Below are 22,795 nucleotides of genomic sequence, written 5' to 3' on the forward strand. Positions count from 1 at the left end.
ATGTCAAACGCCAAATCTCTTGAACAATTAGAGCAAACGCAAGATTTTATTCGCCGCCATATTGGGCCAAGCCCAGCACAAGTAAGCGATATGCTAAGTGCTCTTGGAGTATCGAGTGTTGAAGAGCTGATCGGTCAAACTGTACCTGCAAGCATCCGCTTAGAAGAAGGCCTAACAATCGGCGAAAGCCGCACTGAAGTTGAAACACTAAGCTACTTAAAATCAGTAGCCAGCAAAAATAAAGTGTTCAAATCTTATATTGGTCAAGGCTACCACCCAACTCACGTACCACACGTAATTTTACGTAACGTACTTGAGAACCCAGGCTGGTACACAGCGTACACTCCATACCAACCAGAGATTGCTCAAGGGCGTTTAGAGTCATTACTTAACTTCCAAACTATGACCCTAGACCTAACAGGTCTTGATTTAGCAAGTGCATCATTACTTGACGAATCAACCGCGGCTGCAGAGGCAATGGGCCTTGCAAAGCGTGTATCTAAAGCTAAAAAAGCGAATATCTTCTTTATTGCTGATGACGTACACACACAAACAATCGACGTAGTTGCAACACGTGCTGACCAATTTGGTTTTGAAGTGGTAGTTGGTCCTGCGGCAGATGCCGTGAACCATGAGATTTTTGGTGCGTTATTCCAATACCCATCAACATCGGGTGAAGTGGTAGACATTACAGATTTAATCGCTGGCGTACAAAGCAAAAAAGCGATTGCCTGTGTTGCTGCTGACATCATGAGCTTATTACTATTAAAAGCACCGGGTAAACTAGGCGCAGACGTAGTACTTGGTTCTGCACAGCGTTTTGGTGTACCAATGGGTTACGGCGGTCCTCACGCTGCATTCTTTGCAACTCGTGATTCGTACAAGCGTTCATTACCAGGTCGTATCATTGGTGTATCTAAAGACCGTTTAGGTAACGACGCATTACGTATGGCAATGCAAACGCGCGAGCAACACATTCGCCGCGACAAAGCCAACTCAAACATTTGTACAGCGCAAGTATTACTCGCCAACATGGCAGCGTTTTATGCGGTGTACCACGGCCCAGAAGGCTTAAAAACAATCGCACAGCGTATTCACCGCTTTGCTGATATTTTAGCTGCTGGCCTACAAGCTAAAGGCGTAAACCTTAAGCACAGCACATGGTTTGATACCTTAACTGTTGTTAGTGATAACAAAGACGACGTAGTAGCACGTGCAGTTGCAAACGGCGTTAACTTTGCAACAAACCACGACGGCGAATACTCAATTGCAGTATCAGAAACCACAACTCGTGCAGACGTAGCTGAACTTTTCGATATCGTATTAGGCGAAGGCCATGGTTTAAGTGTTGATGCAATTGCAGCTGACATTGAAGCAAACGGTAGCGAGTCTATCCCTGCAAGCCTAGTACGTGATGACGAAGTGCTAACGCACCCGAACTTCAACTCGTACCACAGCGAAACTGAAATGCTGCGTTATATCAAGCGCCTTGAAAATAAAGATTTAGCGCTTAACCACTCAATGATCTCGTTAGGTTCATGTACTATGAAACTAAATGCGACAGCTGAGATGATCCCAATCACGTGGCCTGAGTTTGCTAACCTTCACCCATTCTGCCCGTTAGACCAAGCAGAAGGTTACCAAATCATGATTAACGAACTACATGATTGGTTGGTTAATATTACCGGATACGATGCCGTATCACTACAGCCTAACTCGGGCGCACAAGGTGAATACGCAGGCTTAATCGCGATTCGTAAATACCACGAATCACGTGGCGATGCACACCGTAACGTATGTTTGATCCCAAGTTCAGCGCACGGTACTAACCCTGCATCTGCACAAATGGCGAGCATGAAAATCGTGGTTGTTGATTGCGACAAAAACGGTAATGTTGATATGGCTGATCTTAAAGCGAAAGCTGAAGAAGTATCAGAAAACCTATCATGCATCATGATCACATACCCGTCTACGCACGGTGTATACGAAGAAACAATCCGTGAAATTTGCGACATCGTGCACGAGCACGGCGGCCAAGTTTACATGGACGGCGCTAACATGAACGCGCAAGTAGGTGTTACTAGCCCAGGTTCTATCGGCTCAGACGTATCGCACTTAAACCTGCATAAAACGTTCTGTATTCCACACGGTGGCGGTGGCCCAGGTGTTGGCCCAATTGGTGTTAAATCGCACCTTGCTGAGTTTATGCCTAACCACAGCATCATCAATGTACCGGGTACAAAAATTGGTAACGGTGCGGTATCTGCAGCGCCTTACGGCTCAGCAGCTATTCTACCAATCTCATGGGCTTATATTGCCATGATGGGTAGCGAAGGCCTTAAACAAGCCACTGAAATGGCCATTGTGAATGCTAACTACTTAACGCACGAGTTAAGCCAGCACTTCCCAATTTTATACCGTGGCCGCAACAACCGTGTTGCGCATGAGTGTATTGTTGACTTACGCCCACTTAAAGAAGCCTCAGGCATCACTGAAATGGACGTGGCTAAGCGCTTGCAAGATTACGGCTTCCACTCTCCAACTATGTCGTTCCCAGTAGCAGGCACTTTAATGGTTGAGCCAACTGAGTCTGAGTCTAAAGTTGAGATCGACCGCTTCATCGAAGCGATGGTGTCAATCAAAGGCGAAATCGAAAAAGTATCGTCTGGCGAATGGTCTATCGAAAACAACCCGCTAGTGTTTGCACCGCACACACAAGCTGATGTACTAGGCAACGAGTGGGATCGTGCATACGACCGTTTCTATGCAGCATTCCCGGTACCTATCGTGGCTAAAAACAAGTTCTGGCCTACAGTAACGCGTATCGATGACGTATACGGCGACCGTAACCTAGTGTGTTCATGCCCAGCGGTAGAGACTTACCGCGATTAATAAGTTTTAAAATTTCCAATTAAAGATTGGGAATTGATAAAATTTAAAAAGCCGTTGCAGCAATGTAGCGGCTTTTTTGTGCTTGGTGACTAGTCGTAAATTATTTAAATGTAGGTTGGGTAGAGTGAAACGAAACCCAACGATTTGCCAATATTATGACCAACTCCAAAGTACATAAAGATGGATTGTTTGCAGGTCGTCCTTTAGGGCGAAAAAAGTGAGAAAAAGAATTTACCACAGAGATCACAGAGGCGCTTCACGCTGCACCGAGGTAAAAGGTATTACAATAGGCGCTGAGCTTGCTGGCGCGTGTGATTTGTAGGTTGGGTTGAGTGAAACGAAACCCAACGATTCTCCAATATTATTACCAACTCCAAAGTACATAAATATGTATTGTTTGTAGTCGTCCTTTAGGGCGATAAGTGAATTTCACCACAGAGAACTCAGAGGCGCTTCGCGCTGCACCGAGGTAAAATATTATTGTAGGCGCTAAGCTTGCTGGCGCGTTGATTTGTAGGTTGGGTTGAGTGAAACGAAACCCAACGATTCGCCAATATTATAACTAACTCCAAAGTACATAAATATGGATTGTTTGTAGGTCGTCCTTTAGGGCGAAAAAAGTGAGAAAAAGAATTTACCACAGAGAACACAGAGGTTAAATGTTGTTTTAGGAGTATGCTTCAGCCACGTGTGATTTGTAGGGTGGGTAAAGTGCAACGAAACCCAACGATTTTCCGATATCATTACCTTCTCCCAAGCACGTAAATATGTATTGTTTGTAGGTCGCTCTTTAGGGCGATAAGTGAATTTACCACAGAGATCACAAAGGCGCTTCGCTGCACAGAGGTTAAATGTATTACCGTAGGCGCTGAGCTTGCTGGCGCGTGTGGTTATATGTTCATTGCTTGCTAACTTGAAGCTTTATAACTCGCTAACTTTTTATATTTTGTCGGGATAAATCCGCGACCTATATTAAAAACCTTAATCAAGGTTTTGTCGCGCTGGCGACGGCAGCCAAAGAGGGGCTGCCGCTGACCCCTCTCTGGACACTCTCAGCGCCACCCGAGCATCACGCTTAATCCTTCAAATAATTAATTGATGTGAACGTAAGCGGCGAAGATAGGCCATCCGTGGCCTAGTTTCGCCTTACCGCGCATCCATGCGCGGTATTACTCATCAATTGCTTATTTTCATGGCGTGATGACGGGGGAGGGTGTTAAACGTGAGATTGGTGTTTGCTCTTGGCAAGATGCAAGAACTGACCCTCCGCATTACTACAGTATCTATCTAGAGGTTGATAACTTGCAGAAGCATAATTAGTGAGAATTAAAGCAAATACTATTAGATATTTAATCATTTGATTGCTCCTTCTAAGGGGTTACAGTTTTTATCTGCTGCATAATGAAAATCGTCATCCCAAGCAATATAGTCACTAATTTTATTTTGGCTTTTACGGTTTGCGTAGGCTCTGTCTATTGTATTGAAGTACATAAGTTTTGGGTTTCTAAATTGTGGGTGCTTAGTTTGAAGTTGTCTTGTACACATACTAATATTTATAAAATCCAAAATAATCTGTTTACCAATCTCAGTATCTAAATTTGGTATGCGCCCTTGCTCAATATCAATAACCAGTTGCAACGTTGAAGCGGCACCTAAACTAAAGGTGATGAGCTGTGGAGAATCAAACTTTTCATACACATAGCGCTCATAATCGTCGCGGATACCGTTGTCATTTTGATCAACCCCGTCCAACGTTTTATAGTCATCAGGGTGTTCAGGTGGTAGTTCTGGGGTTAGATAAAATAAATCTTTAATACGTTGCCAACTACTGTGGGGTTTAGGTTCGTTATTCTCATTCCAATAGCGGGCAAGGTAATAGTCGGTTCCATGCTTTACAAGGTTACCTCCTTGATACACTTTGTTTGCTTGCCACTTTTCTATCACGGTATTTTGCAGCCAAATCCAACCATCCCAATGGGGTTGGTTTTCTATCGGTTCAATGCCTTTAACCCAAAAAGCGGCAATAAATAAGCTGTTGTTATGAGTAACAACATCACCGGCGACATAAATTGAGCTGGCATTCCATTGTAGGTGGTTTGGTTGAATATCGGTTAAATTTATATTTTTAGATTGTGAGTTCAGCTGAAGAATATTTGTCGCGAAAGCGTGCGAAGAAAAAAGTAACCAAGCAATAATAATGATGAGTTTAGTCATTACAAAATCCTTTTTATGAAGTTTCATTACTTTTTAAATCAAGTCCACTTTTTAGGTAAATGCAAGGTGGGAGGATTAAAGATTTCAAAATCATTGATGAGTTTGAAAAATAGCAACACTTGGTTTTGCATACAAAGGTCAAGAAACCTGGTGTGGCTTAAATTGTAGGTCGTCCTTTAGGGCGAAAAAATTGAGAAAAAGAATTTCATCACAGATAATTCAGAGGCGCTTCGCGCTGCACCGAGGTTAAAGGTATTATCGTAGGCAAGCTAAGCTTGCTGGCGCGTGGGATTGTAGGTTGGGCTTTAGCCCAAAAAGTTTTACTACCTTGGCTGATGGTTCTTACTGCTAACTTGTATCGGGATAAATCCGCGACCTACATTAAAAACCTTGTTCAAGGTTTAGCTTGCTGGCGGCAACCAAGGGGCGGCTGCCGCCGACCGCCCCTTGGAACCCCACGGCGCCCCGAGCATCACGCTTAACCCTTCAAATAATTAATTGATGTGAACGTAAGCACCGTGTAATCGCCATCCATGGCGAAGTCACGGCTTTCATTTCATCCATGAAATGAATTACTCATCAATTGCTTATTTTCAGGACGTGATGACGGGGGAGGGGGTTAAACGTGAGGTTGGTGTTTGGTCTTGGCAAGATGCAAGACCTGATAATCATATAGAAAGCTCCTCGAGTTTTTCGATACAGTTGTGTTGTTCAAAACATAAACAGTATCACGAGGAGCTTAGTATGAAACTATATGGTGGAATTGACTTGCATTCAAATAATAGTGTTATTGCTATCATTAATGAACACGGTGAAACGCTCACCGCCAAGCGTTTAAATAATGACATGTCTGTCATTTTATCTTTTCTCAGTCCTTATAAAGACAACTTAAAAGGACTTGTTGTTGAATCAACTTTTAATTGGTATTGGTTAGTCGATGCTTTAATGGATGAAGGGTTTACACTTCACTTAGCAAACCCCGCGGCAATTCAACAATACTCAGGCTTAAAGCATGCTGATGACCACAGTGATGCGTGTTGGTTAGCTGAAATGCTACGTCTAAACATTCTGCCTGAAGGCTATATTTATCCTCGAGAGCTCAGGGCTGTTCGCGACTTAATGCGTAAACGAATGGACATTGTTCAACAATCCACTAAAAACTTATTATCAGTGCAAAGTTGTTACATGCGTTATCTTGGATACAAGCTCAGTAGCAACAAAATCAAACAAATGGCCGCTATCAGAAAAGGCGTCAATGTTGAGCAAGTACACACCGATTTCAGCTCAACGAATACAGCACTGTCGGTCATTTCTAACCTCTCATTAATACGCTGTGCTCAACAGCAAATTAATGCTATAGAGAGCGCTATATTACAACAAACATCGCTCTCCCCTGAGTTTATAAACCTAACCAGTATTGATGGAATTGGGAATACGTTAGCACTGACCATTATGTTAGAAACAGGCACGATTAAACGTTTTGATAGTCCAGGTAATTTCTCCTCCTATTGCCGCTGCGTTAAAGGTGCAAAATACAGCAATGGGAAGAAGAAAGGCGCTACAAATCAAAAGAATGGTAATCGTTACTTAGCGTGGGCGTTTACTGAGGCCGCTAACTTTGCCATTCGGTATAACCCAACAATTAAAAAGTATTATCAACGCAAGTTAGCTAAAACAAACCAAGTTATCGCGATTAAAACCGTTGCACATAAACTGGCAAGAGCGTGTTACCACGTGCTGAAAGACAACGTCCCATTTGATGAACACAAGGCTTTTTCTTAACGACCATAAAACGAATTAGGTTAACGTGTTGAGTTAAGAACGGGGTTGGTAAAACCATCAGATCTGATTGAGCCTGCACGTTAACCGCTCTTATTTAAATGTTGGGTATGCCCACTGTCTGAGCCACACAGGGTTGGTTATGTAAAAAACATAAACCACAAATTTGTTATTGAGTAGCGTGAGAATGCTGCCAAAAACTGGACTGGCATTGGTACTAAACGATGACTGAGGCGAAAGCCAAGGGCCTTAATTAATCATCTACGATGCTTAATTAAACCGCCTAAATTCATATGGGTGACTGGTGCATATTCACACCAATCGACGTCATTACTAGGTGCGTAGTCATATTTAAATTGAGTTTAAAAAAATAAGAATACTTGGTTTTTTTGACTAAAAAGATCAAGAAAACACAGCTGCCTGCTTGACCGGAACTTTCTAATGGGTGACCCTCGAATTTTTAAGAGGTATCAATAATAAAAGGCTTACTGGGGTTAGCGCTTGTCTAGTACATACCTTACGGCCATTCTTGCTACGCCGGCACCAATACCTGAGACTACTGCCCATGTAACTGCTTCTTTAAGGTCAGTACTTTCACTTGGCTTATCTTTGGGCGCTGGTGCCAGGTCTATTTAGAGCAATAACTGGCCCAGTATTTACAGTGTCACTAAGCATTTTTTAACTCTTATTCTGCCGCGTGAGGTAATACAAATGAGAGTGTTGCTAAATGCTCAGTTTTATCAAACATGTTTAAATTGGTGCTTTTTTCGTCATAGGTTGCGGCTACTACGTTTAAGCCTTGGTTGCGCATTGGCATTGTTACTTCGCCATTGTTATTGCTTATAACGGGCTTTTTATCAGGGTCGTTTACTAAATCATTGATTACTTTAGCGCCTTGAACAGCTTTACCATTAAAGGTTATGCGGTATGTGACCATGGCACCTTTTTGATCTGAAAATGCGTTGCCTACAGGTTGGATTTGTAATTGCTGATTTTTAAGTTTAGGGACTTTGGTCAGTGGGCCACGTAAATGCACTGCGTATTTTTTAGTATGCTCGCTTAATCGTGCATTGGGTATATCATCGCGACCTTTAGCAAACCATTGGCCATCTTTTGTTTTACTCCATAAACCGTTATCGAGCATACCAGTAACCGCATAAACAGTTTTATCGTTTAGTAGCATCATAGGGCCAGACTCTACAAGCTTAACGTTTAGTTGTTGCCAATTGCTGTTATAGCCAGTAATACTTTTAATTTTACTTTGGCGTTTTACAGTGTCTAAATCTTGTGCGCCTTCGCCATATATCAAAGCCAGTTGCGATGAGCGCTCTGCAAACCATATTGCATGGGCTTGTGTTTCTGGGCTGTAAATAAAGGGAAGTAAAGAGGCTAATGTGATGCAGGCGAGAGTGATTATTTTCATGCTTTTCCTAAATTGTAATTTAATAACTTTGTAATATTTATTGCTGTTAGAGTAGCGTTTTTTGTTTTGTTTGTATAGAATTCTAAATGATAATTATTATTACCCGCATGTTGAATTGAGTGCTCGGTAAGTAAAGTTACAGACCCTAATCGATTAAGCGGTATTTTTACCTAAGAGATAGAATGAATTTTATAAAAAGACACCAAATATCAGCCCTTACAATTGCAGTTTGCGCCACTTTAGCACCTTCTGTTTATGCAACTACAGCGTCATCAAGCATAGAAAAAATATCAGTTTCGGGCGTTAGGCAAGCATTTCGTGGCGATGTGCCTCTGAGTGAGCAACCACAAAGCATTGAGTTTATATCTGCTGAAAAGCTTGATGATGCAGGGGTGACTACATTCGCTGATATATTTGATTTAACTCCGAGTATTTCTGAACAAAATGATTTTGGTGGGTTGTGGGAAAGCTTCGCAATACGAGGTTTAGTAGGTGATGAAAATATTCCTTCAGGTTTTTTAATTAATGGTTATTCATCAGGACGCAGCTTTAGTGGCACCCGTGATACCAGTAATATTGATTATGTAGAGGTTATGAAAGGACCAGGCTCGGCACTTTATGGGCGCTCTGAGCCAGGTGGTACTATTAATATCATTACCAAAAAACCACAATTTGAAGAGCAAGGGTATGTAAAAGTGTCTGCTGGTAGCTGGCAAACTTATCGTGGCGAAGGTGACTATACCAATGCAATTACCAATGAACTCGCCTTTAGAGTAAACGGTGCCATTGAAGACGGTGAGGGCTTTAGAGACTACCACGAGCATAAAAAAACGGTGATCACACCTTCAATATTGTGGTTAATTTCAGATCAAACAAAGTTAAATTATGAGCTGGAGTATGTGGATCAAAGTGCGACATTTGACCGTGGTATTGTTGCTGTAGATGGAAACATAGATGCACTACCCATTGAAACATTTTTAGGTGAGCCAAGCGATAGACCGACTGAGATTGATGCTATTTCTCATCAACTTACGTTGGAACATCAAATTGGACAATGGTCACTTTTAAATGGTTTTAGCTATAGTGATTCTAAATTTTTAAGCGAATCGAGCGATGCAGAACTTGCGCCTAGCAGGCAGGTTTATTTTACGGATAGTGAAACACTGAGTCGACAACATAACGAGCGTGATTTTCAGACTAAAAATATTTCTGCGCGTATCGAATTGAGTGGCAGTGTAAATGCGGCTGGTTTTACTCATCACTTATTAATTGGGGCTGATGCCAGTAAGTTTGATTTTGATAAACTTTGGTACAGGTACCGCCCTACGCTTGAAGATACGCGTTATGCAATTAATATGTACAATCCAGTCTATGGAAAAACGGCACCAGAAGGTTCTCTTTTATTCAACAGCACTGAAATACAACATAGCTACGGGCTATATATTCAAGATCAAATAGACATCACTGAACAATGGAAAGTGCAAGTGGGTGGTCGCTATGATTGGTTTGATCAGCAAATAGATAATCATATAAACCAAAGCCGCTCTGAGAGTGATCAAAGTACATTTAGCCCGCGCGTTGGTTTAGTGTATGCCTACTCAGACGACATACAATATTACACCAGTTACTCGGAAGGTTTTAGGCCTAACAGCGGCTACGATATAAATGGAGATGCATTTGAGCCTGAATCAACAACCTCTTTTGAAGCAGGTATTAAATTTAGTACAAATTCGTTAAATGGTAGTTTTACGGTGTTTAGCGCGGAAAAAAGTAATATGCTGACCACAGATTTACAGGCCGGTGTATCGACTGCGCTGGGTAAAGTTACTAGCGAAGGTGTTGAGTTTGATTTACATGGTGATATGACTGACACTACTTCGTTTGATTTTGCATATACTTATACTGATGCCAAAACGGCAAACGACACTGTTAATACAGATTGGTGGGTAAAATTACCAAAAGGTAGCCCATTACTAGGCATTCCTAAGCACAGTGCAAATGCGCGCCTTAAGCGAGATTTAAATGACTTATTCAATTTAAATGCGAGCATTGGGATAGCTGTTCAGTATGAAGGTGAACGCTTAGGTGAAACTATTGATCCTACGTATTATTTACCTTCTTATACGTTGGTAAATTTGTTCGCAAATTACAATGTTAATGATGATGTGAGTATCCAGTTGAACGTTAATAACTTATTGGATAAAGAGTACTATTCAAACTCTTACTCTGCAATTTGGACTCAACCAGGTGAGCCGGTAAATTATAAGTTAGGCTTAAAATATAGCTTTTAAATTACACTTGGGGCCGGCCTTAAAGTTGCTTGCCCCATACTTTATTCAGCCTGCGCTTTTGTCTCCAGTAAGGCGTCAATATAAGCGAGCTCTTCGCTAAAAATACCATTAAAAAATGCATGTTGTTCAATGATCTGAGCATCACTCGATTGGTCAGTGTACTCTTGCTGGCATCTTATAAGTTCGCTTGATAACCACTGGCACTTTTCGGTTGCTGTAGTGAGCGCCATTTTTAAAAAGTACGGCCATTTTATTTCGTGTAAGTTGCAGCGGTACAGCATCACAGCAATATGGCTATAGGCATGTTGCTCACTGATTACTGGGCTATCAGTGTTTACGGTATCGCTGTTTATGAGTTTACTGTTAACCAGAGCAAGTTGCAGTGCAGCTTGCTCTGATCTACTTAAAGCGGTCGTTGTCATAACGTGTTAGTAGCCTCTACATGCTAATTGTAAGAAGGATGCATTTAAAAAGTTAAAACTAAGCAAGGCGTTGAATACTCATGCTGCATCGAAAAATCATTAACAGTAGTAGCAAAAACGGACTGACTGGTTACTGAATTAGTAAAATACAATTGTAATCGAGCTTAAGGCTTTAAACGTAAAGTCAGTTTGTTGGGTATCGTGGGGGGTTATAATTCAAGCCAATCGCTTTAACGTTTCTCGCTTTACTCCTTTATAGTGCCGTGATTAACTAAATGATGTTGTCGATTTTTATTTACCTACCTTTATCACTCGTATAAGTAAGGTATGTACTCATCGTTAACGCAATGCTGAGAACATAGTTCAACGTTAGCGTTTAGCTTTATTAAGGTTTAAAAAGGACGGTTTATAGTGAAAAACGCGATTGCTTTATTGTTTAGTGCGTTGTGTGCAACTGGCTGTGCAATGCAAAATGCGGTCGATTTTCCCATGGTTGAGAACAATGTTGCATACTCCAAAGTGGCATCGCTTGGCTTTGTAGATGCTGATGAAAAAGTATCTTACGGCACAAATGACTCGCAATATGCATTATTGTGGCGTGCTAGTAACAGCCAAGAAAAGAATAAGCCTTTAGTGATATTTCTGCATGGTGGATGTTGGCTTAGTGCTTATGATATTAAACATACCTATGCATTGAGCACCGGCTTAGCGCAAGCAGGTTTTAATATATGGTCTTTAGAGTATCGCCGAACAGGCGACAGTGGTGGCGGTTGGCCCGTTACCTTTGATGATATAAAAAACGGCATTCAAGCTTCAAGCACATACAATAATGGTGAGTTTAATTTAAGTAATACTGTTGTTGTCGGCCATTCAGCTGGTGGCCATTTGGCACTACTTGCGGGCGGGCAAATGGACAAGCTTAAAGGGGTAATTGGCCTTGCGCCCATTACTGATATAAAAGCCTATGCGCACGGTGAAAATAGCTGCCAAAAGGTGACAAAAGATTTTATGCAGGGTATGCCAAGCGATAAGCCAGTTGCGTATACTCAAGCAAACCCGAGTGAACAACCGTTGCATATTAATAGCTTTATTCTACAGGGTGGCAAAGATACCATTGTGCCAGCGTATAACTTAGAGCAACTAAATCGTTCAGTGGTCACGTTAGAAAATGCAGGGCACTTTGATTGGATACACCCAGGTTCTAATGCGTTTAAAACACTGATTCACACATTAAACGGAATCGATAAATGAATTTTGATGACATTATCGCGCTAGATAAAGCCGATCCTCTCGCACATAAACGCGCCGAATTTGCCTTGCCAGTGAATACCGTTTACTTAGATGGTAACTCCCTTGGCGCCTTACCTAAAGTGGTTAAATCTCGTGTGGCTGAAGTAGTCACTCAGCAGTGGGGAGAGCATTTAATTAGAAGCTGGAATGATCACCATTGGATTGATTTACCTACTCAAGTAGGGGAGAAAATAGCTCCTATTATTGGTGCTGCGCCTGGCCAAGTAGTTTGTTGTGATTCGATTTCGATTAATTTATTTAAATTATTAAGCAGTGCCTTATCGTTAAATTCAGAGCGAAATGTGGTGCTGTCCACCGAAGATAACTTTCCAACAGATTTGTACATGGTGCAAGGGGTAAGTGATTTATTAGGTGAGGATTTGTGTCAGCTTAAACTCGTCGCTGAGCAGCAGATTACGCAAAGCTTGACTGATGATGTTGCGGTGTTGTTGTTAACCCAAGTTAACTTTAGATCTGGGCAGTTATTAGATATGCACGCGCTTACTAAGCATGCTCAAGATAAAGGCATTTTAGTTATCTGGGATTTAGCCCACAGCGCGGGGGCACTTCCTGTTGAACTTGATAAATGTAACGCCGATTTTGCAGTCGGGTGCGGATACAAATATTTAAATGGTGGGCCGGGCTCTCCGGCATTTTTATATGTAGCTAAGCGTCATCAAGCTGCGGTTAAACAGCCTTTAAGTGGTTGGATGGGGCACGCAAAGCCGTTTGCATTTGATGCGCAGTATCAAGGTGCTGATAATGTAAATCAATACTTGTGCGGTACGCCCAGTGTTATTGCGATGAGTGCTTTAGATGCGGCACTTGATGTGTGGCATGATGTTAACATTTTTCACATACGAGAGAAGTCCATCGCCCTAGCTGATGTCTTTATTAAGCTTGTACGGTCGCAGTCATGCCTAGCTGATTTGGATTTGTGTTCAACTGAAGACTCAACACAAAGAGGTAGTCAGTTGGCTTTTGCTCACGATAATGCATTTGCTATTTGCCAAGCACTCATTGAAAAAGGTGTTATTGCTGATTTTAGGGCGCCGAATATTTTACGCTTTGGCTTCACCCCTCTTTATAACTCATTTGAAGATATATGGAAGGCGGTCACTATTTTAGCCGATGTTGTGTATACACAATTGTACAAAGAACCTCGTTTTAACAAAGCGGTCAAAGTAACCTAATATGTACTTGCTTTAAATTGTCGGGCAAAGCCCTTCGGCTTAATGTACTCATATACTTGAAGAAGAATTCGTTGAATGATTGAGTCTTGTTAGATAGTTTTTTTACTTATATATGGCTTACTTCTGCATTGGCTATATATATCTTGTTACTCATCATTTTTAACAAATTGTATTTTCAGTTAATGACTTTTGTCATTGTGTATTGATGACAAATGCCCCTCAATAATCTGTTTGCTTTCATCAATAATTACCTTGTCACTTAAACGGAGAAACGACATGAAAACAATGATGAAAGTATGCGGTATCGCGTTAACAATTTTTGCGAGTTCAAACACCTTTGCAGGTCAGTATGAAATTGATCAAATAGAGCATGCAGCAAGCAAGTTAGATTTGACTGAATTGAAAACTATTGCTGAGCAAGTTCAAGGGTACGATCAAGCATTGGCTTATTACCGCTTGGCATTAAGCTCGAATTTGTCGGGTGAATCTGACCCAGCAATCAAGTGGAATGATAAAGCACTTTCGCTGCTTGAGGCCCTTAATGAAGCTCAACCAAACGATGCTGAGGTAAAAATATTATTAGCACAGGTTTACGGTTATAAAATTGCACTACAGCCAATGAAAGGTATGTTTTATGGTTCAAAATCAAATGCAATGTTAGCAGATGCAAAGGCACTGTCGCCTAATAATCCGCGTGCGTACTTAGTGCAAGGGATCTCAAAACTAAACACACCAGCTATATTTGGAGGCAGTGTTACTGAGGCAACAGAGGCGTTTAATAACGCGATAACAGCCTATGAATCAGACGTAAATTCAAATTACCATTGGGGGTATGCAGAAACCTATACATGGCGTGGCCTAGTTAAAATGCAATCTGGGGATTTAGCGCAAGCAAAACAAGATTGGCAGCTTGCGCTTAACATCAACCCTGATTACGGTTGGGCGAAAACATTACTCAGTCAGCATTAATAGTTTTTTGCGCGCCACTTATGGATATAAGTGGCGCTTTTTTGTCAGTAATGCAAGGCGCCTAGGCACCTTTAAAGATCGTAAATGAATATCAAACAGTAGAATGTTAGGGTATACAAAATTAGCGAAGGAGATTTTTTTGGATTCACTGACACAAATCGTTTTAGGCAGTGGTGTTGCTTACGCGGCGCTGGGTAATAAACTCGGCCGAAAGTCGTTACTCATTGGAGCGGTATTTGGCACAGTGCCTGATTTGGATGTGCTGATTAACTTTGGCGGTGATATTGAGAATTTTGTGTATCACCGCAGTTTTAGCCACTCTTTTTTAATACAGTTGTTAGTTAGTCCTATTTTTGCGTGGCTATTATTAAAAATGAGCTGGGCTCAGTGTGTGTCGATGAAGCGCTGGACAGTGGCTTTATTTTTAGTGCTAAGTACTCACTCACTACTTGATAGTTTTACGGTATACGGTACTCAGTTGCTATGGCCGCTGTCGACTCACCCGTTTGGAATATCAAGTGTTTTTATTATTGATCCCATGTATACATTGCCGCTTTTATTATCGGTTATTCTATTGTGCTTTTCGCGCATACAGCCGTTTGCTCAGCGAGTAAATACAAGTGCACTGGTACTTAGTTCAATCTACTTAGCTTGGGGTATAGTCGCTAAGTGGCATATAGACGATAAAATTCATCATGCACTGGACAATAAAGACATTGAATTTATCCACTATGAAAGTACGCCTACAGCTCTAAATACGCTACTTTGGCGAGCAGTCGCTGTGACTGAACAAGGCCATTATGAGATTTATGCATCGGTATTTGATGTAATAGAAAACGTTAATGTAGACTTTTACCCTAGTGACAACGCGTTACTCTCTGAGCTAAATAAAACCAAACCCATCACGCTATTGCAAAATTTTACCAAAGGACTTTATGGCGTTTATAAACAAGATGAGCGCGTGATCCTTAGTGACTTACGAATGGGCCAAGAGGGCTATTACGTATTCTCGTTCGTAGTTGCACAGAAAAATAACCAACAATGGGCAGCTGGGGATTTTCAAAAACTGAATAACCGACTTCCGCTAGATAAGCTAGGGCGTACTTTCTCGCGTATTACAGATCCCAGTGTTGATTTATCAAATACTGTGACAGCATCCCAATCTCGCTAAAATAGGTGGCGAGGCTATGCCTTATATTTGCTTAAACGATACATAGGCATCAAGAAAAATTAAACTTAAGATTAGTGTCAGTATTCGAGGATTTTTTTTAAGTATTTCGGCTAAAGTTGCGTTATGATTTTATTTGCATTAACCGCAGCAAGGAATACTTTGAATTACTTAGCGCATCTATATTTAGCTAAACCTACTGCCGACTCACATTTTGGGAATTTACTGGGAGACTTTGGTGGCCAACGGCAATTAACACAGATACCCGCAACCGTTAAAAATGCGCTAGATAATCATTATTTAGTCGACAAATTTACTGATTCACACTCACTCGTAAAAGAGGCTAAACAGTATTTTTCACCACAGCGGAGGCGTTTTGCTGGGGTGGCGGTTGATGTGCTTTTTGATCACTTTTTAATTAAGCATTGGCATACCTTTAATCAGCAACCAATAAATGACTTTAAGCAAACCAGCTATGAACTTTTGGGTAAGCGTATTCCAGTTATGCCAGCGCGAATGCAACGCGTAGTAACCAGTATGATAGAAAACGATTGGTTTAAAGAATACGAGACGGTCGATGGGGTGGGCCTAGCACTTGATAATATTGCTGCGCGGATTCGTTTTACTAACACTTTTACTGGTGCGGTGGAGGATATAGCATGTTATTACGCGCAGTTAGACGCTGTTTTTCTAGCGTTTTTCCCCGAGTTGATTGAGCACGTAAATCAACGAGCTCTTGAAGGCAAAACCTGACTTAGTCATCAGGTCCTTTAAGTGTAAATACTAAATGCTTGCGCATATCTTTTAAAATCACGCCTTTTTTAAGCATTGCACCACTTAAGCGTTTTTGCCATTTTAAAAGGTCTGGCTCAGCAGCGGCTAGTGCTTGTTCATCTTCAAACTGAAAACACATAAGTAACGAACCCGGAAATAAGTGGTACTCCACATCAAACCAGCATTGCAGCATACCTGGTATATCAGCACGCCCTTGTGCTTCTATTTTATCAGCAACATCAAGTACAAGTGCTTGTTGTTTCAATTGTACTTTCGATAGTTTTTTCATGGTGGTGCTCCAAATTAGGTGAGCTAAATACGTTTGCAGAGGCGTATTATACTCGCGCTTTTAAGCAAGCAACAACCATACATATTCAATAACTCAGTATTTCCCATTTTCTCTGGCAGGTTAGGCAAATATACAAAATAGGTAATTAACACAACGGCTAGGATGGCATCGATGTATTAGCAACGCCTCATATTTATTTTTTTATACAGCCAAATCACATTCTTTATAAAAGAGCTTAATATTTTGAGCACGCCTGCTGTAGACTAAGTTTAAGAGGCCACTGAAGATATATTTATTAATGGATTAAGTTAAATGACTGAGATTAAACGTCTTATTTCTATAGAAAGTTTTACTGCGATTATTGCGTGGGCTGCGGTGAGCGGTTCGGCGTTATGGTTAATGGTTAAGTCGGATGATTATTCAACACCTGATTTAATAATAGTCACCCTGTGCTTCTTAGCGTTTATCAGTTGTTTTATGATTGCTAACGCGAACTATAAGACCCGCTTAAATGAAAGACTTAAGCAAGGGCTTTTAACTATTCAATATGCTGTGCTATTAATTGTAGCGGCGGTTGTACCCTATACCTATATTGCGATATTAAGCACCATTTGGTGTGCCCAACTTCCTTATTTTATGCGTCTGAGACACGCCGTATGCTTATCCTTGTTATGTTTAGTTCCGCTTTTTCTTATTTTTACCCTTTACTGGGGCAAAGACGATAGCCTGTTGACCGGTTTGTTATTTTGGACGTTTAATTTATTTGCATTAGTGGTTATGAATACCACACGAAACGAAAGTCTAGCACGTGAAAAGTCAGAGGCATTAAACCGAGAGTTAATTGCCACACAAACGCTGTTAAGTGAAGCTACCAAGCAAGCTGAGCGAACTCGCATTGCCCGTAATATTCATGACTTATTAGGGCATCACTTAACCGCTTTGACGATTAATTTACAAGTAGCACAGCGAACGTCAGAAGGAGCTGTGCATGAAAATATTAAGCAATGTCATAGTTTGGCTAAGCTGTTATTGAGCGATGTGCGAGAGGCCGTTTCAGAAATTCGTGACAGATCAGCGATAGAAATTAAACAAGCCTTACAAGCGCTTATTAATAATGTACCGCAGTTAAAAATTAAACTTAATATTGTGGATGAAGCGGTGATTAATGATGTTAGGGTTGCTGACGTCTTGCTTCGTTGTACGCAAGAGAGCATAACTAATACGCTAAAACATAGTCATGCTACTGAGCTGACAATAGATATAACACATGCAGAGCATGTTATTCATTTAACGATTGTTGATAATGCTCACTCTAAAACCATTGATCATCTGCAAAAAGGACACGGCCTCAAAGGTATTGAAGAGCGTGTTAACGATTTAGGTGGCTGTGTGGAGTTTAAACATACTACAACTGGTTTTGTAACACAGATTACGCTGGTGGAGCCACAATGAAAATTAAAGTAATGATTGTTGATGATCAAACGTTGGTTCGCTCCGGGATCAAAAGTTTATTAATGCTCTCTGAAGCCATTGATGTCGTAGCTGAAGCGTCTGATGGTGAGCAAGCTATATCGTTAATTCAAGAAAAACAACCTGACGTTGTACTGATGGATATACGCATGCCTGCAATGTCGGGAATTGATACGTTGCGAGCGTTAAACCAAACTAAGCTTGATAAACCGCAGCCGCCAGTGATTATGCTAACAACGTTTAATGATCATGAGCTCGTTGTTAGCGCGCTGCAAGCAGGCGCAAAGGGTTATTTACTTAAAGATGTATCATTAGAGACTTTGGTAGATGCGATAGAGTGTGTTCATAAGGGCGAAACGTTAATACAGCCAGCGATTTCTGAACGTGTAATAAAACAGCTAAGTACCAGTGATAGCCAATTTGAAAGTGTAGTTGACCTGCCTGAGTTTAGCGCCAAAGAATTAGAAATACTGCGTTTTATGGCGGCTGGGTGTAGCAATCGTGAAATTTCGGCTGCGGTGTTTAAATCTGAAGGGACGGTTAAAAACTATGTCTCAACTATTCTCGCAAAATTAGGTGTTAGGGATCGTACTCGAGCGGTGTTAAAGGCGATAGAAGTAGGATTTATAAAATAATAGTAAACGCTGCTAACCTTGAATGACAACTAAGCTGCTTACATAAGTAAGCAGCGAGTGCCTATTTTTTTTGGGCAATAAAGAATTGATAACCAAACTCACCAAGTCGCGATTTATACAAATTTACTTCGTTTTTTATATCAGAGATTGCTTGTGAGTTTACCAGTTGTGATGTTAACTCATTTGCACGTTTTTCAAGTGGTACATAGTAGCTTTGCCAAGTTTGCTCAGAAACAGTAAATGTATGTTTTAGCTCAAACCCTGCTTGCTCTATCTGCGATTTTCTAGTGTTAATTGTTTGAATGTCTGGGTAATCATTTTTCCAGTGCTCTATAGAATCTTGACTTGGGTTATCTGTTAGCCAGACTAAATCGCTAAAAACAATAAATCCGTGTGTTTTTAATAAAGACTGCCAATTGGCCAGTGCCTTTTCAACTCCCATGATATAGGCAGATGCTTCCGCCCAAATGACATCAAATTTATCAGTGCCAAAATTCAATTCAGTCATACTCATACATTGAGTTGACACTGAATCTTTGAGGTTGTGCTGCTTAATTTTAAGTTGCAATTGCGCTAAGGCTGACTGTTCATTATCTATTGCGATAATTTTTGCTTTCGATAAATTGGCAAGAGTTATTGTTGAATTACCTTTGCCGCACCCTATTTCTAAAATATGTGCAGGATGGCTCTTAAGCAACGAGTACGCTTTTAAAGTATCTCCTTTACTACTAGGCCCCCAAAGCTCGAGTGTTTCAAACACTTTCATAAAGTCTTGCATATATTTTTCATGTTCATTCATATCTTTTGACAACCATTTGACTCTTAGAGCTTGTTTTTCATCAAACCCTTGGATTTTTAACCAGTCTATATGTGCATCTGGTGCGATTTCAGAAAGCGTTATATGCCATGGCTTACTCGTATCATCACCGAGAAGGGAAGATAACAAAGCCAATGAACGTTCTTTCTGGCTTATCTCATCTTTTAACTCATTATAACGTAACCTGAGTACGGTCTTATCTAACTTACTTTCTAAGCAATGTTTACATTCAGCTAAGGTGAAACCCGCTTTTTGCAACTGCTGGATTAGACGTACTTGTTGCACATCTCTTTCGCTATAAACTCGGTAGCCATTTTCTAATCTCATTGCTGAGATTAAGTTGAGCTTTTCGTAATAAAGCAAAGCCGTTCTAGATAAACCAACTAATTTCGCTAACTCCGATACACGGTACACATAAAACCTCATACATTTAAAATGCGATAGTTAATGTAAACTATAAAGTCTTAGACAGGTCAAGTTAGGTTGTTCAATTTTTTGCGCAAATGATATAGCCCGTTTATTACTTTTTAAGTACTCAAACAAAAAAGTGACTTTTGGCACTCTCATCACAAGGCATATTTTTAGATACTTCAAATCAACACATTATTTGAGGTTATAAATTATGGACATTATTTTTAAGATTATGTTGGCTGGGCATATTAGCGTAGGAATGTGCGCCTTATTTTTGTTTTGGTTCCCTGCTTATAGTAAAAAAGGCTCACCACGGCATAAAAAATTTGGTAACTGGTATACCTTATCCATGTACGGGGTGGTTATCACAGGTATGGCGATGGCGTTGTTATCGATTGCCATTCCTGAGTGGGTAAAGCCAGAGGCTTTTGTAGATAGCGTAAATAAGGCCGAGGTGCGTGAGGGGATTGTACGTTTTGCGTTGTTACTTTTTCATTTATCGTTGTTGACTCTGGTGTCTGTACGCTATGGCAAACTTGTGCTCAAAGCAAAAGTAGACCAACAAAGTATCAAAGGGCCATTTCAGTTATTCATAACGTTTTTGTTATTAGTGAGTGGAGCGCTTATTTTATGGTTTGGCATTGTTACAGGGCACATATTAATGTTGGTATTTGGCCCGTTAGGCTTGTTTATTTCTATTACCAATTTACATTTCACCTTTAAGCAACACATAAAAAAAACCGATTGGTTAGTTGAGCACTTGGCCGGGTATATCGGTTCAGGCATTGCCGCATACACTGCATTTATTGCATTTGGTGGTAGGCATATATTTACTTCTACAGGGTTTATGCAAATTATGTTTTGGGTCGCACCAGGGCTTGTGGGAGTTATATTTATCTCTGTTCTTTCTCGCAAATATGCTAATGAAACTAAAGGATTAAATAAATGAAAAATATGATGCGAGTTATGTTTTTATTGACGCTATTTTGTTCATCAGTAAACGCGGTTGAAAAAGTCGATACACTAAATGCACAAGCAATTGCGATGATTGATAGTAACTTAGATGCCGCTGAAGCATTAATAAGTGAGTTAATAGAAGAACATCCACAGAATCATTTAACTCATTTTTATTGTGGCAGAATTATGGGCAGGCAAGCGGGAGAAGCATTTTTAAAAGCGTTTAGTTATGCAAAAAAGTCACTGGCATGTATGAAAAAAGCAGTTGCTTTAGCGCCTGAGAATATTACATATAAAAAGGGGTTAATTAGCTTTTATCTTGGCGCCCCAGCAATTGCTGGTGGTAGTGAAGCACTTGCTTTTGAGCAAGTAAAAGCAATTAAATTACGTAATCAAGAACAGGGCGTATTAGCTGAACTTGATTTTTATAAACAGACTCTTGATGATTCAGCTTTAACAGTAAAGCTATTGAAGTATCAGCAGAGTGAGAGAAAAACACCTGCTATAGCGTATGAGCTAGGGCTGCTTTTTCAACACGTTAAACAGTTTGATAAAGCACATATGCAGTTTGAAATCGCGTTGAAAACAAATCCACAAAACCATACTTTGAGGCAAAACGTTTTATATCAGCTTGGTCGCAATGCTGTGTTTAGTAAAACGAATATTTTACTGGGAATTGAATCATTAAAAAAATACAGCAAAGGCGATCTAAATGAGTCACTGCCTAGTTTGAACTGGGCCTATTACCGTTTGTCGCAATTATATGCGCTTAATAATGATACACGCCAAGCTAAAAAATATCGTTTACTTGCTGAAGTTACCGAGGATAAGCAATTAATAGAGCAATTAGCTCAAATTAAGAATTGATATACTTCTACAATGACCAAGGAAACCTCGCTTTCACTTTAAAAGATGTATCGTAAGTGATTGTTCTAATTTTATATAAATAAATTTTGGATTATGTGTAAAACCAGTGATAAGTTTCCAGAGAAATAGTAGGGCATAAGCTATAGTTAATTAACAACGCGCTTAATAACCTATCTATTGAGTTTATATGCAGAAAATTATGGCAAGGTATTGGTTACTTTTATTATTAATATGTCCAGTTGCATCTGCTGAGCAGGTCAAACAAACGGTTAAGGTGTACGCTTACCATTTGCAACCGCCATTAATTATCGACATTGATACAAAAGCGGGTTTATATTTTGAATTTGTAAGAAACTTAAATCGCTTGAGTTGTGATTATCAGTTTGAACTTGTGTATGTGCCAAGAAAGCGCATTGAGGTAATGCTCGAACGAAGTGAAATGAATGGTATTTTACTGGGTGTAAACCCGAAGTGGTTTAAAGATAGCGCCGAACAAAAGTACCTTTGGACCAGCAAAGTATTTGAAGATCGTGATGAAGTGGTTTCATTACAAGCAGCGCCTGTGGAATATACATTGCCTAGTTCATTAACCGACAAAACAGTGGGAGGAGTTCGGGGATTTTATTATAAAGGGATCAATGAGCTGGTTGACGTAGGTTCAATACGGCGAGTTGACACAGTTGATGAAGAAGCATTACTCACTATGTTAAAAAAGAAGCGCATTGATGCGGCAATTATTGGGCGATCCATGTATGAGTATTACTTATCTGACTCTGTAAAGGCGACTGTATTTCACTTATCAGCCCAGCCTCATGACAAATACCATAGACGGATATTAGTGCCTAAAAAGCAGGAAGTACTTTTTCAACATTTGCAGTACTTAGTATCGACACTCGAACATGACAGCGAATGGCAACAAAACGTATTTAAATGA

The 22,795-nt window shown here is 40.4% G+C and carries 18 protein-coding genes and 1 pseudogene; 13 read left to right on the plus strand and 6 right to left on the minus strand.

Features of this window, described 5'->3' with window-relative positions; genetic code table 11:
- The gene (gene gcvP / locus ACHUE3_RS07580; RefSeq protein WP_394191753.1) at positions 1-2,892 is read left to right on the plus strand and encodes an aminomethyl-transferring glycine dehydrogenase; all 2,892 of its coding nucleotides are present in this window, start codon (positions 1-3) and stop codon (positions 2,890-2,892) included.
- Positions 2,893-4,245: 1,353 nt separating this feature from the next.
- Here gcvP and ACHUE3_RS07585 read toward each other — a convergent pair.
- Positions 4,246-5,106, minus strand: coding sequence for a chitodextrinase (locus tag ACHUE3_RS07585; RefSeq protein ID WP_394191755.1), 861 nt, complete (start codon positions 5,104-5,106; stop codon positions 4,246-4,248).
- 744 nt (positions 5,107-5,850) lie between these two features.
- Between ACHUE3_RS07585 and ACHUE3_RS07590 the strand changes: the two genes are divergently transcribed.
- Positions 5,851-6,888, plus strand: a complete 1,038-nt coding sequence (locus ACHUE3_RS07590) for an IS110 family RNA-guided transposase (RefSeq protein WP_394191757.1) — start codon at positions 5,851-5,853, stop codon at positions 6,886-6,888.
- 491 nt (positions 6,889-7,379) lie between these two features.
- Here the strand turns inward: ACHUE3_RS07590 and ACHUE3_RS07595 are convergent.
- Both ACHUE3_RS07595 and ACHUE3_RS07600 read right to left on the minus strand, forming a co-directional pair.
- A pseudogene (locus ACHUE3_RS07595) lies at positions 7,380-7,505 on the minus strand (DUF4235 domain-containing protein); the annotation flags it as partial.
- A 65-nt stretch (positions 7,506-7,570) separates the two neighbouring features.
- Positions 7,571-8,308 carry a DUF4198 domain-containing protein gene (locus ACHUE3_RS07600; protein WP_394191759.1) on the minus strand — a complete coding sequence of 246 codons (738 nt, stop codon included), beginning with the start codon at positions 8,306-8,308 and terminating at the stop codon, positions 7,571-7,573.
- A 182-nt stretch (positions 8,309-8,490) separates the two neighbouring features.
- Here ACHUE3_RS07600 and ACHUE3_RS07605 point away from each other — a divergent pair, with 182 nt between their 5' ends.
- Positions 8,491-10,599 carry a TonB-dependent siderophore receptor gene (locus ACHUE3_RS07605; RefSeq protein WP_394191761.1) on the plus strand — a complete coding sequence of 703 codons (2,109 nt, stop codon included), beginning with the start codon at positions 8,491-8,493 and terminating at the stop codon, positions 10,597-10,599.
- Between the two features lie 41 nt (positions 10,600-10,640).
- Here the strand turns inward: ACHUE3_RS07605 and ACHUE3_RS07610 are convergent, their stop codons facing one another.
- Positions 10,641-11,021 (minus strand): hypothetical protein, encoded by a 381-nt coding sequence (locus ACHUE3_RS07610; RefSeq protein ID WP_394191763.1) that lies wholly within the window; start codon positions 11,019-11,021, stop codon positions 10,641-10,643.
- Between the two features lie 465 nt (positions 11,022-11,486).
- Here ACHUE3_RS07610 and ACHUE3_RS07615 point away from each other — a divergent pair, with 465 nt between their 5' ends.
- The 5 genes from ACHUE3_RS07615 (at position 11,487) to ACHUE3_RS07635 (ending at position 16,394) form a co-directional block, all read left to right on the plus strand.
- Positions 11,487-12,272: an alpha/beta hydrolase family protein gene (locus ACHUE3_RS07615; protein ID WP_394192239.1), complete on the plus strand. Its 786-nt coding sequence runs from the start codon at positions 11,487-11,489 to the stop codon at positions 12,270-12,272.
- The gene (gene kynU / locus ACHUE3_RS07620) at positions 12,269-13,504 is read left to right on the plus strand and encodes a kynureninase (protein WP_394191765.1); all 1,236 of its coding nucleotides are present in this window, start codon (positions 12,269-12,271) and stop codon (positions 13,502-13,504) included. Before ACHUE3_RS07615 ends, kynU begins: the two co-directional genes overlap by 4 nt.
- A 276-nt stretch (positions 13,505-13,780) precedes the next feature.
- Positions 13,781-14,473 carry a tetratricopeptide repeat protein gene (locus ACHUE3_RS07625; protein ID WP_394191767.1) on the plus strand — a complete coding sequence of 231 codons (693 nt, stop codon included), beginning with the start codon at positions 13,781-13,783 and terminating at the stop codon, positions 14,471-14,473.
- A 139-nt stretch (positions 14,474-14,612) separates the two neighbouring features.
- Positions 14,613-15,644, plus strand: coding sequence for a metal-dependent hydrolase (locus ACHUE3_RS07630; RefSeq protein WP_394191769.1), 1,032 nt, complete (start codon positions 14,613-14,615; stop codon positions 15,642-15,644).
- A 159-nt stretch (positions 15,645-15,803) separates the two neighbouring features.
- Positions 15,804-16,394 carry an acyl carrier protein phosphodiesterase gene (locus tag ACHUE3_RS07635; protein WP_394192240.1) on the plus strand — a complete coding sequence of 197 codons (591 nt, stop codon included), beginning with the start codon at positions 15,804-15,806 and terminating at the stop codon, positions 16,392-16,394.
- A 1-nt stretch (position 16,395) separates the two neighbouring features.
- Here ACHUE3_RS07635 and ACHUE3_RS07640 read toward each other — a convergent pair whose 3' ends face one another.
- Positions 16,396-16,704 carry a hypothetical protein gene (locus tag ACHUE3_RS07640; protein WP_099296401.1) on the minus strand — a complete coding sequence of 103 codons (309 nt, stop codon included), beginning with the start codon at positions 16,702-16,704 and terminating at the stop codon, positions 16,396-16,398.
- Between the two features lie 312 nt (positions 16,705-17,016).
- Here ACHUE3_RS07640 and ACHUE3_RS07645 point away from each other — a divergent pair, with 312 nt between their 5' ends.
- Both ACHUE3_RS07645 and ACHUE3_RS07650 read left to right on the plus strand, forming a co-directional pair.
- Complete coding sequence (locus ACHUE3_RS07645) at positions 17,017-18,156, plus strand: sensor histidine kinase (protein WP_394191771.1); 1,140 nt, start codon at positions 17,017-17,019, stop codon at positions 18,154-18,156.
- Entirely contained in the window at positions 18,153-18,809 is a 657-nt protein-coding gene (locus tag ACHUE3_RS07650) for a response regulator (RefSeq protein WP_394191773.1), read from the plus strand. The genes ACHUE3_RS07645 and ACHUE3_RS07650 overlap by 4 nt, the downstream gene beginning before the upstream one ends.
- A 61-nt stretch (positions 18,810-18,870) precedes the next feature.
- Here ACHUE3_RS07650 and ACHUE3_RS07655 read toward each other — a convergent pair whose 3' ends face one another.
- Complete coding sequence (locus tag ACHUE3_RS07655) at positions 18,871-20,040, minus strand: MerR family transcriptional regulator (protein WP_394191775.1); 1,170 nt, start codon at positions 20,038-20,040, stop codon at positions 18,871-18,873.
- Between the two features lie 208 nt (positions 20,041-20,248).
- Here ACHUE3_RS07655 and ACHUE3_RS07660 point away from each other — a divergent pair, with 208 nt between their 5' ends.
- From ACHUE3_RS07660 to ACHUE3_RS07670, 3 genes are all read left to right on the plus strand, one after another.
- Positions 20,249-20,986 carry a hypothetical protein gene (locus tag ACHUE3_RS07660; RefSeq protein WP_394191777.1) on the plus strand — a complete coding sequence of 246 codons (738 nt, stop codon included), beginning with the start codon at positions 20,249-20,251 and terminating at the stop codon, positions 20,984-20,986.
- Entirely contained in the window at positions 20,983-21,861 is an 879-nt protein-coding gene (locus ACHUE3_RS07665; RefSeq protein ID WP_394191779.1) for a tetratricopeptide repeat protein, read from the plus strand. The genes ACHUE3_RS07660 and ACHUE3_RS07665 overlap by 4 nt, the downstream gene beginning before the upstream one ends.
- A gap of 187 nt (positions 21,862-22,048) precedes the next feature.
- Positions 22,049-22,795, plus strand: coding sequence for a substrate-binding periplasmic protein (locus ACHUE3_RS07670; protein ID WP_394191781.1), 747 nt, complete (start codon positions 22,049-22,051; stop codon positions 22,793-22,795).

Origin of the sequence: Pseudoalteromonas atlantica, from assembly GCF_043641955.1 — a bacterium.
GTDB lineage: Bacteria > Pseudomonadota > Gammaproteobacteria > Enterobacterales > Alteromonadaceae > Pseudoalteromonas > Pseudoalteromonas atlantica_A.

What these genes read in the sequence shown, in the direction of transcription:
- ACHUE3_RS07645 (WP_394191771.1), top strand. Translation starts at nt 17,017, where the DNA reads ATGACTGAGATTAAACGTCTTATTTCTATAGAAAGTTTTACTGCGATT.
- ACHUE3_RS07610 (WP_394191763.1), bottom strand. Translation starts at nt 11,021, where the DNA reads ATGACAACGACCGCTTTAAGTAGATCAGAGCAAGCTGCACTGCAACTT.
- gcvP (WP_394191753.1), top strand. Translation starts at nt 1, where the DNA reads ATGTCAAACGCCAAATCTCTTGAACAATTAGAGCAAACGCAAGATTTT.
- ACHUE3_RS07665 (WP_394191779.1), top strand. Translation starts at nt 20,983, where the DNA reads ATGAAAAATATGATGCGAGTTATGTTTTTATTGACGCTATTTTGTTCA.
- ACHUE3_RS07660 (WP_394191777.1), top strand. Translation starts at nt 20,249, where the DNA reads ATGGACATTATTTTTAAGATTATGTTGGCTGGGCATATTAGCGTAGGA.
- ACHUE3_RS07670 (WP_394191781.1), top strand. Translation starts at nt 22,049, where the DNA reads ATGCAGAAAATTATGGCAAGGTATTGGTTACTTTTATTATTAATATGT.
- ACHUE3_RS07640 (WP_099296401.1), bottom strand. Translation starts at nt 16,704, where the DNA reads ATGAAAAAACTATCGAAAGTACAATTGAAACAACAAGCACTTGTACTT.
- ACHUE3_RS07605 (WP_394191761.1), top strand. Translation starts at nt 8,491, where the DNA reads ATGAATTTTATAAAAAGACACCAAATATCAGCCCTTACAATTGCAGTT.
- ACHUE3_RS07585 (WP_394191755.1), bottom strand. Translation starts at nt 5,106, where the DNA reads ATGACTAAACTCATCATTATTATTGCTTGGTTACTTTTTTCTTCGCAC.
- ACHUE3_RS07650 (WP_394191773.1), top strand. Translation starts at nt 18,153, where the DNA reads ATGAAAATTAAAGTAATGATTGTTGATGATCAAACGTTGGTTCGCTCC.
- kynU (WP_394191765.1), top strand. Translation starts at nt 12,269, where the DNA reads ATGAATTTTGATGACATTATCGCGCTAGATAAAGCCGATCCTCTCGCA.
- ACHUE3_RS07590 (WP_394191757.1), top strand. Translation starts at nt 5,851, where the DNA reads ATGAAACTATATGGTGGAATTGACTTGCATTCAAATAATAGTGTTATT.
- ACHUE3_RS07600 (WP_394191759.1), bottom strand. Translation starts at nt 8,308, where the DNA reads ATGAAAATAATCACTCTCGCCTGCATCACATTAGCCTCTTTACTTCCC.
- ACHUE3_RS07625 (WP_394191767.1), top strand. Translation starts at nt 13,781, where the DNA reads ATGAAAACAATGATGAAAGTATGCGGTATCGCGTTAACAATTTTTGCG.
- ACHUE3_RS07615 (WP_394192239.1), top strand. Translation starts at nt 11,487, where the DNA reads ATGCAAAATGCGGTCGATTTTCCCATGGTTGAGAACAATGTTGCATAC.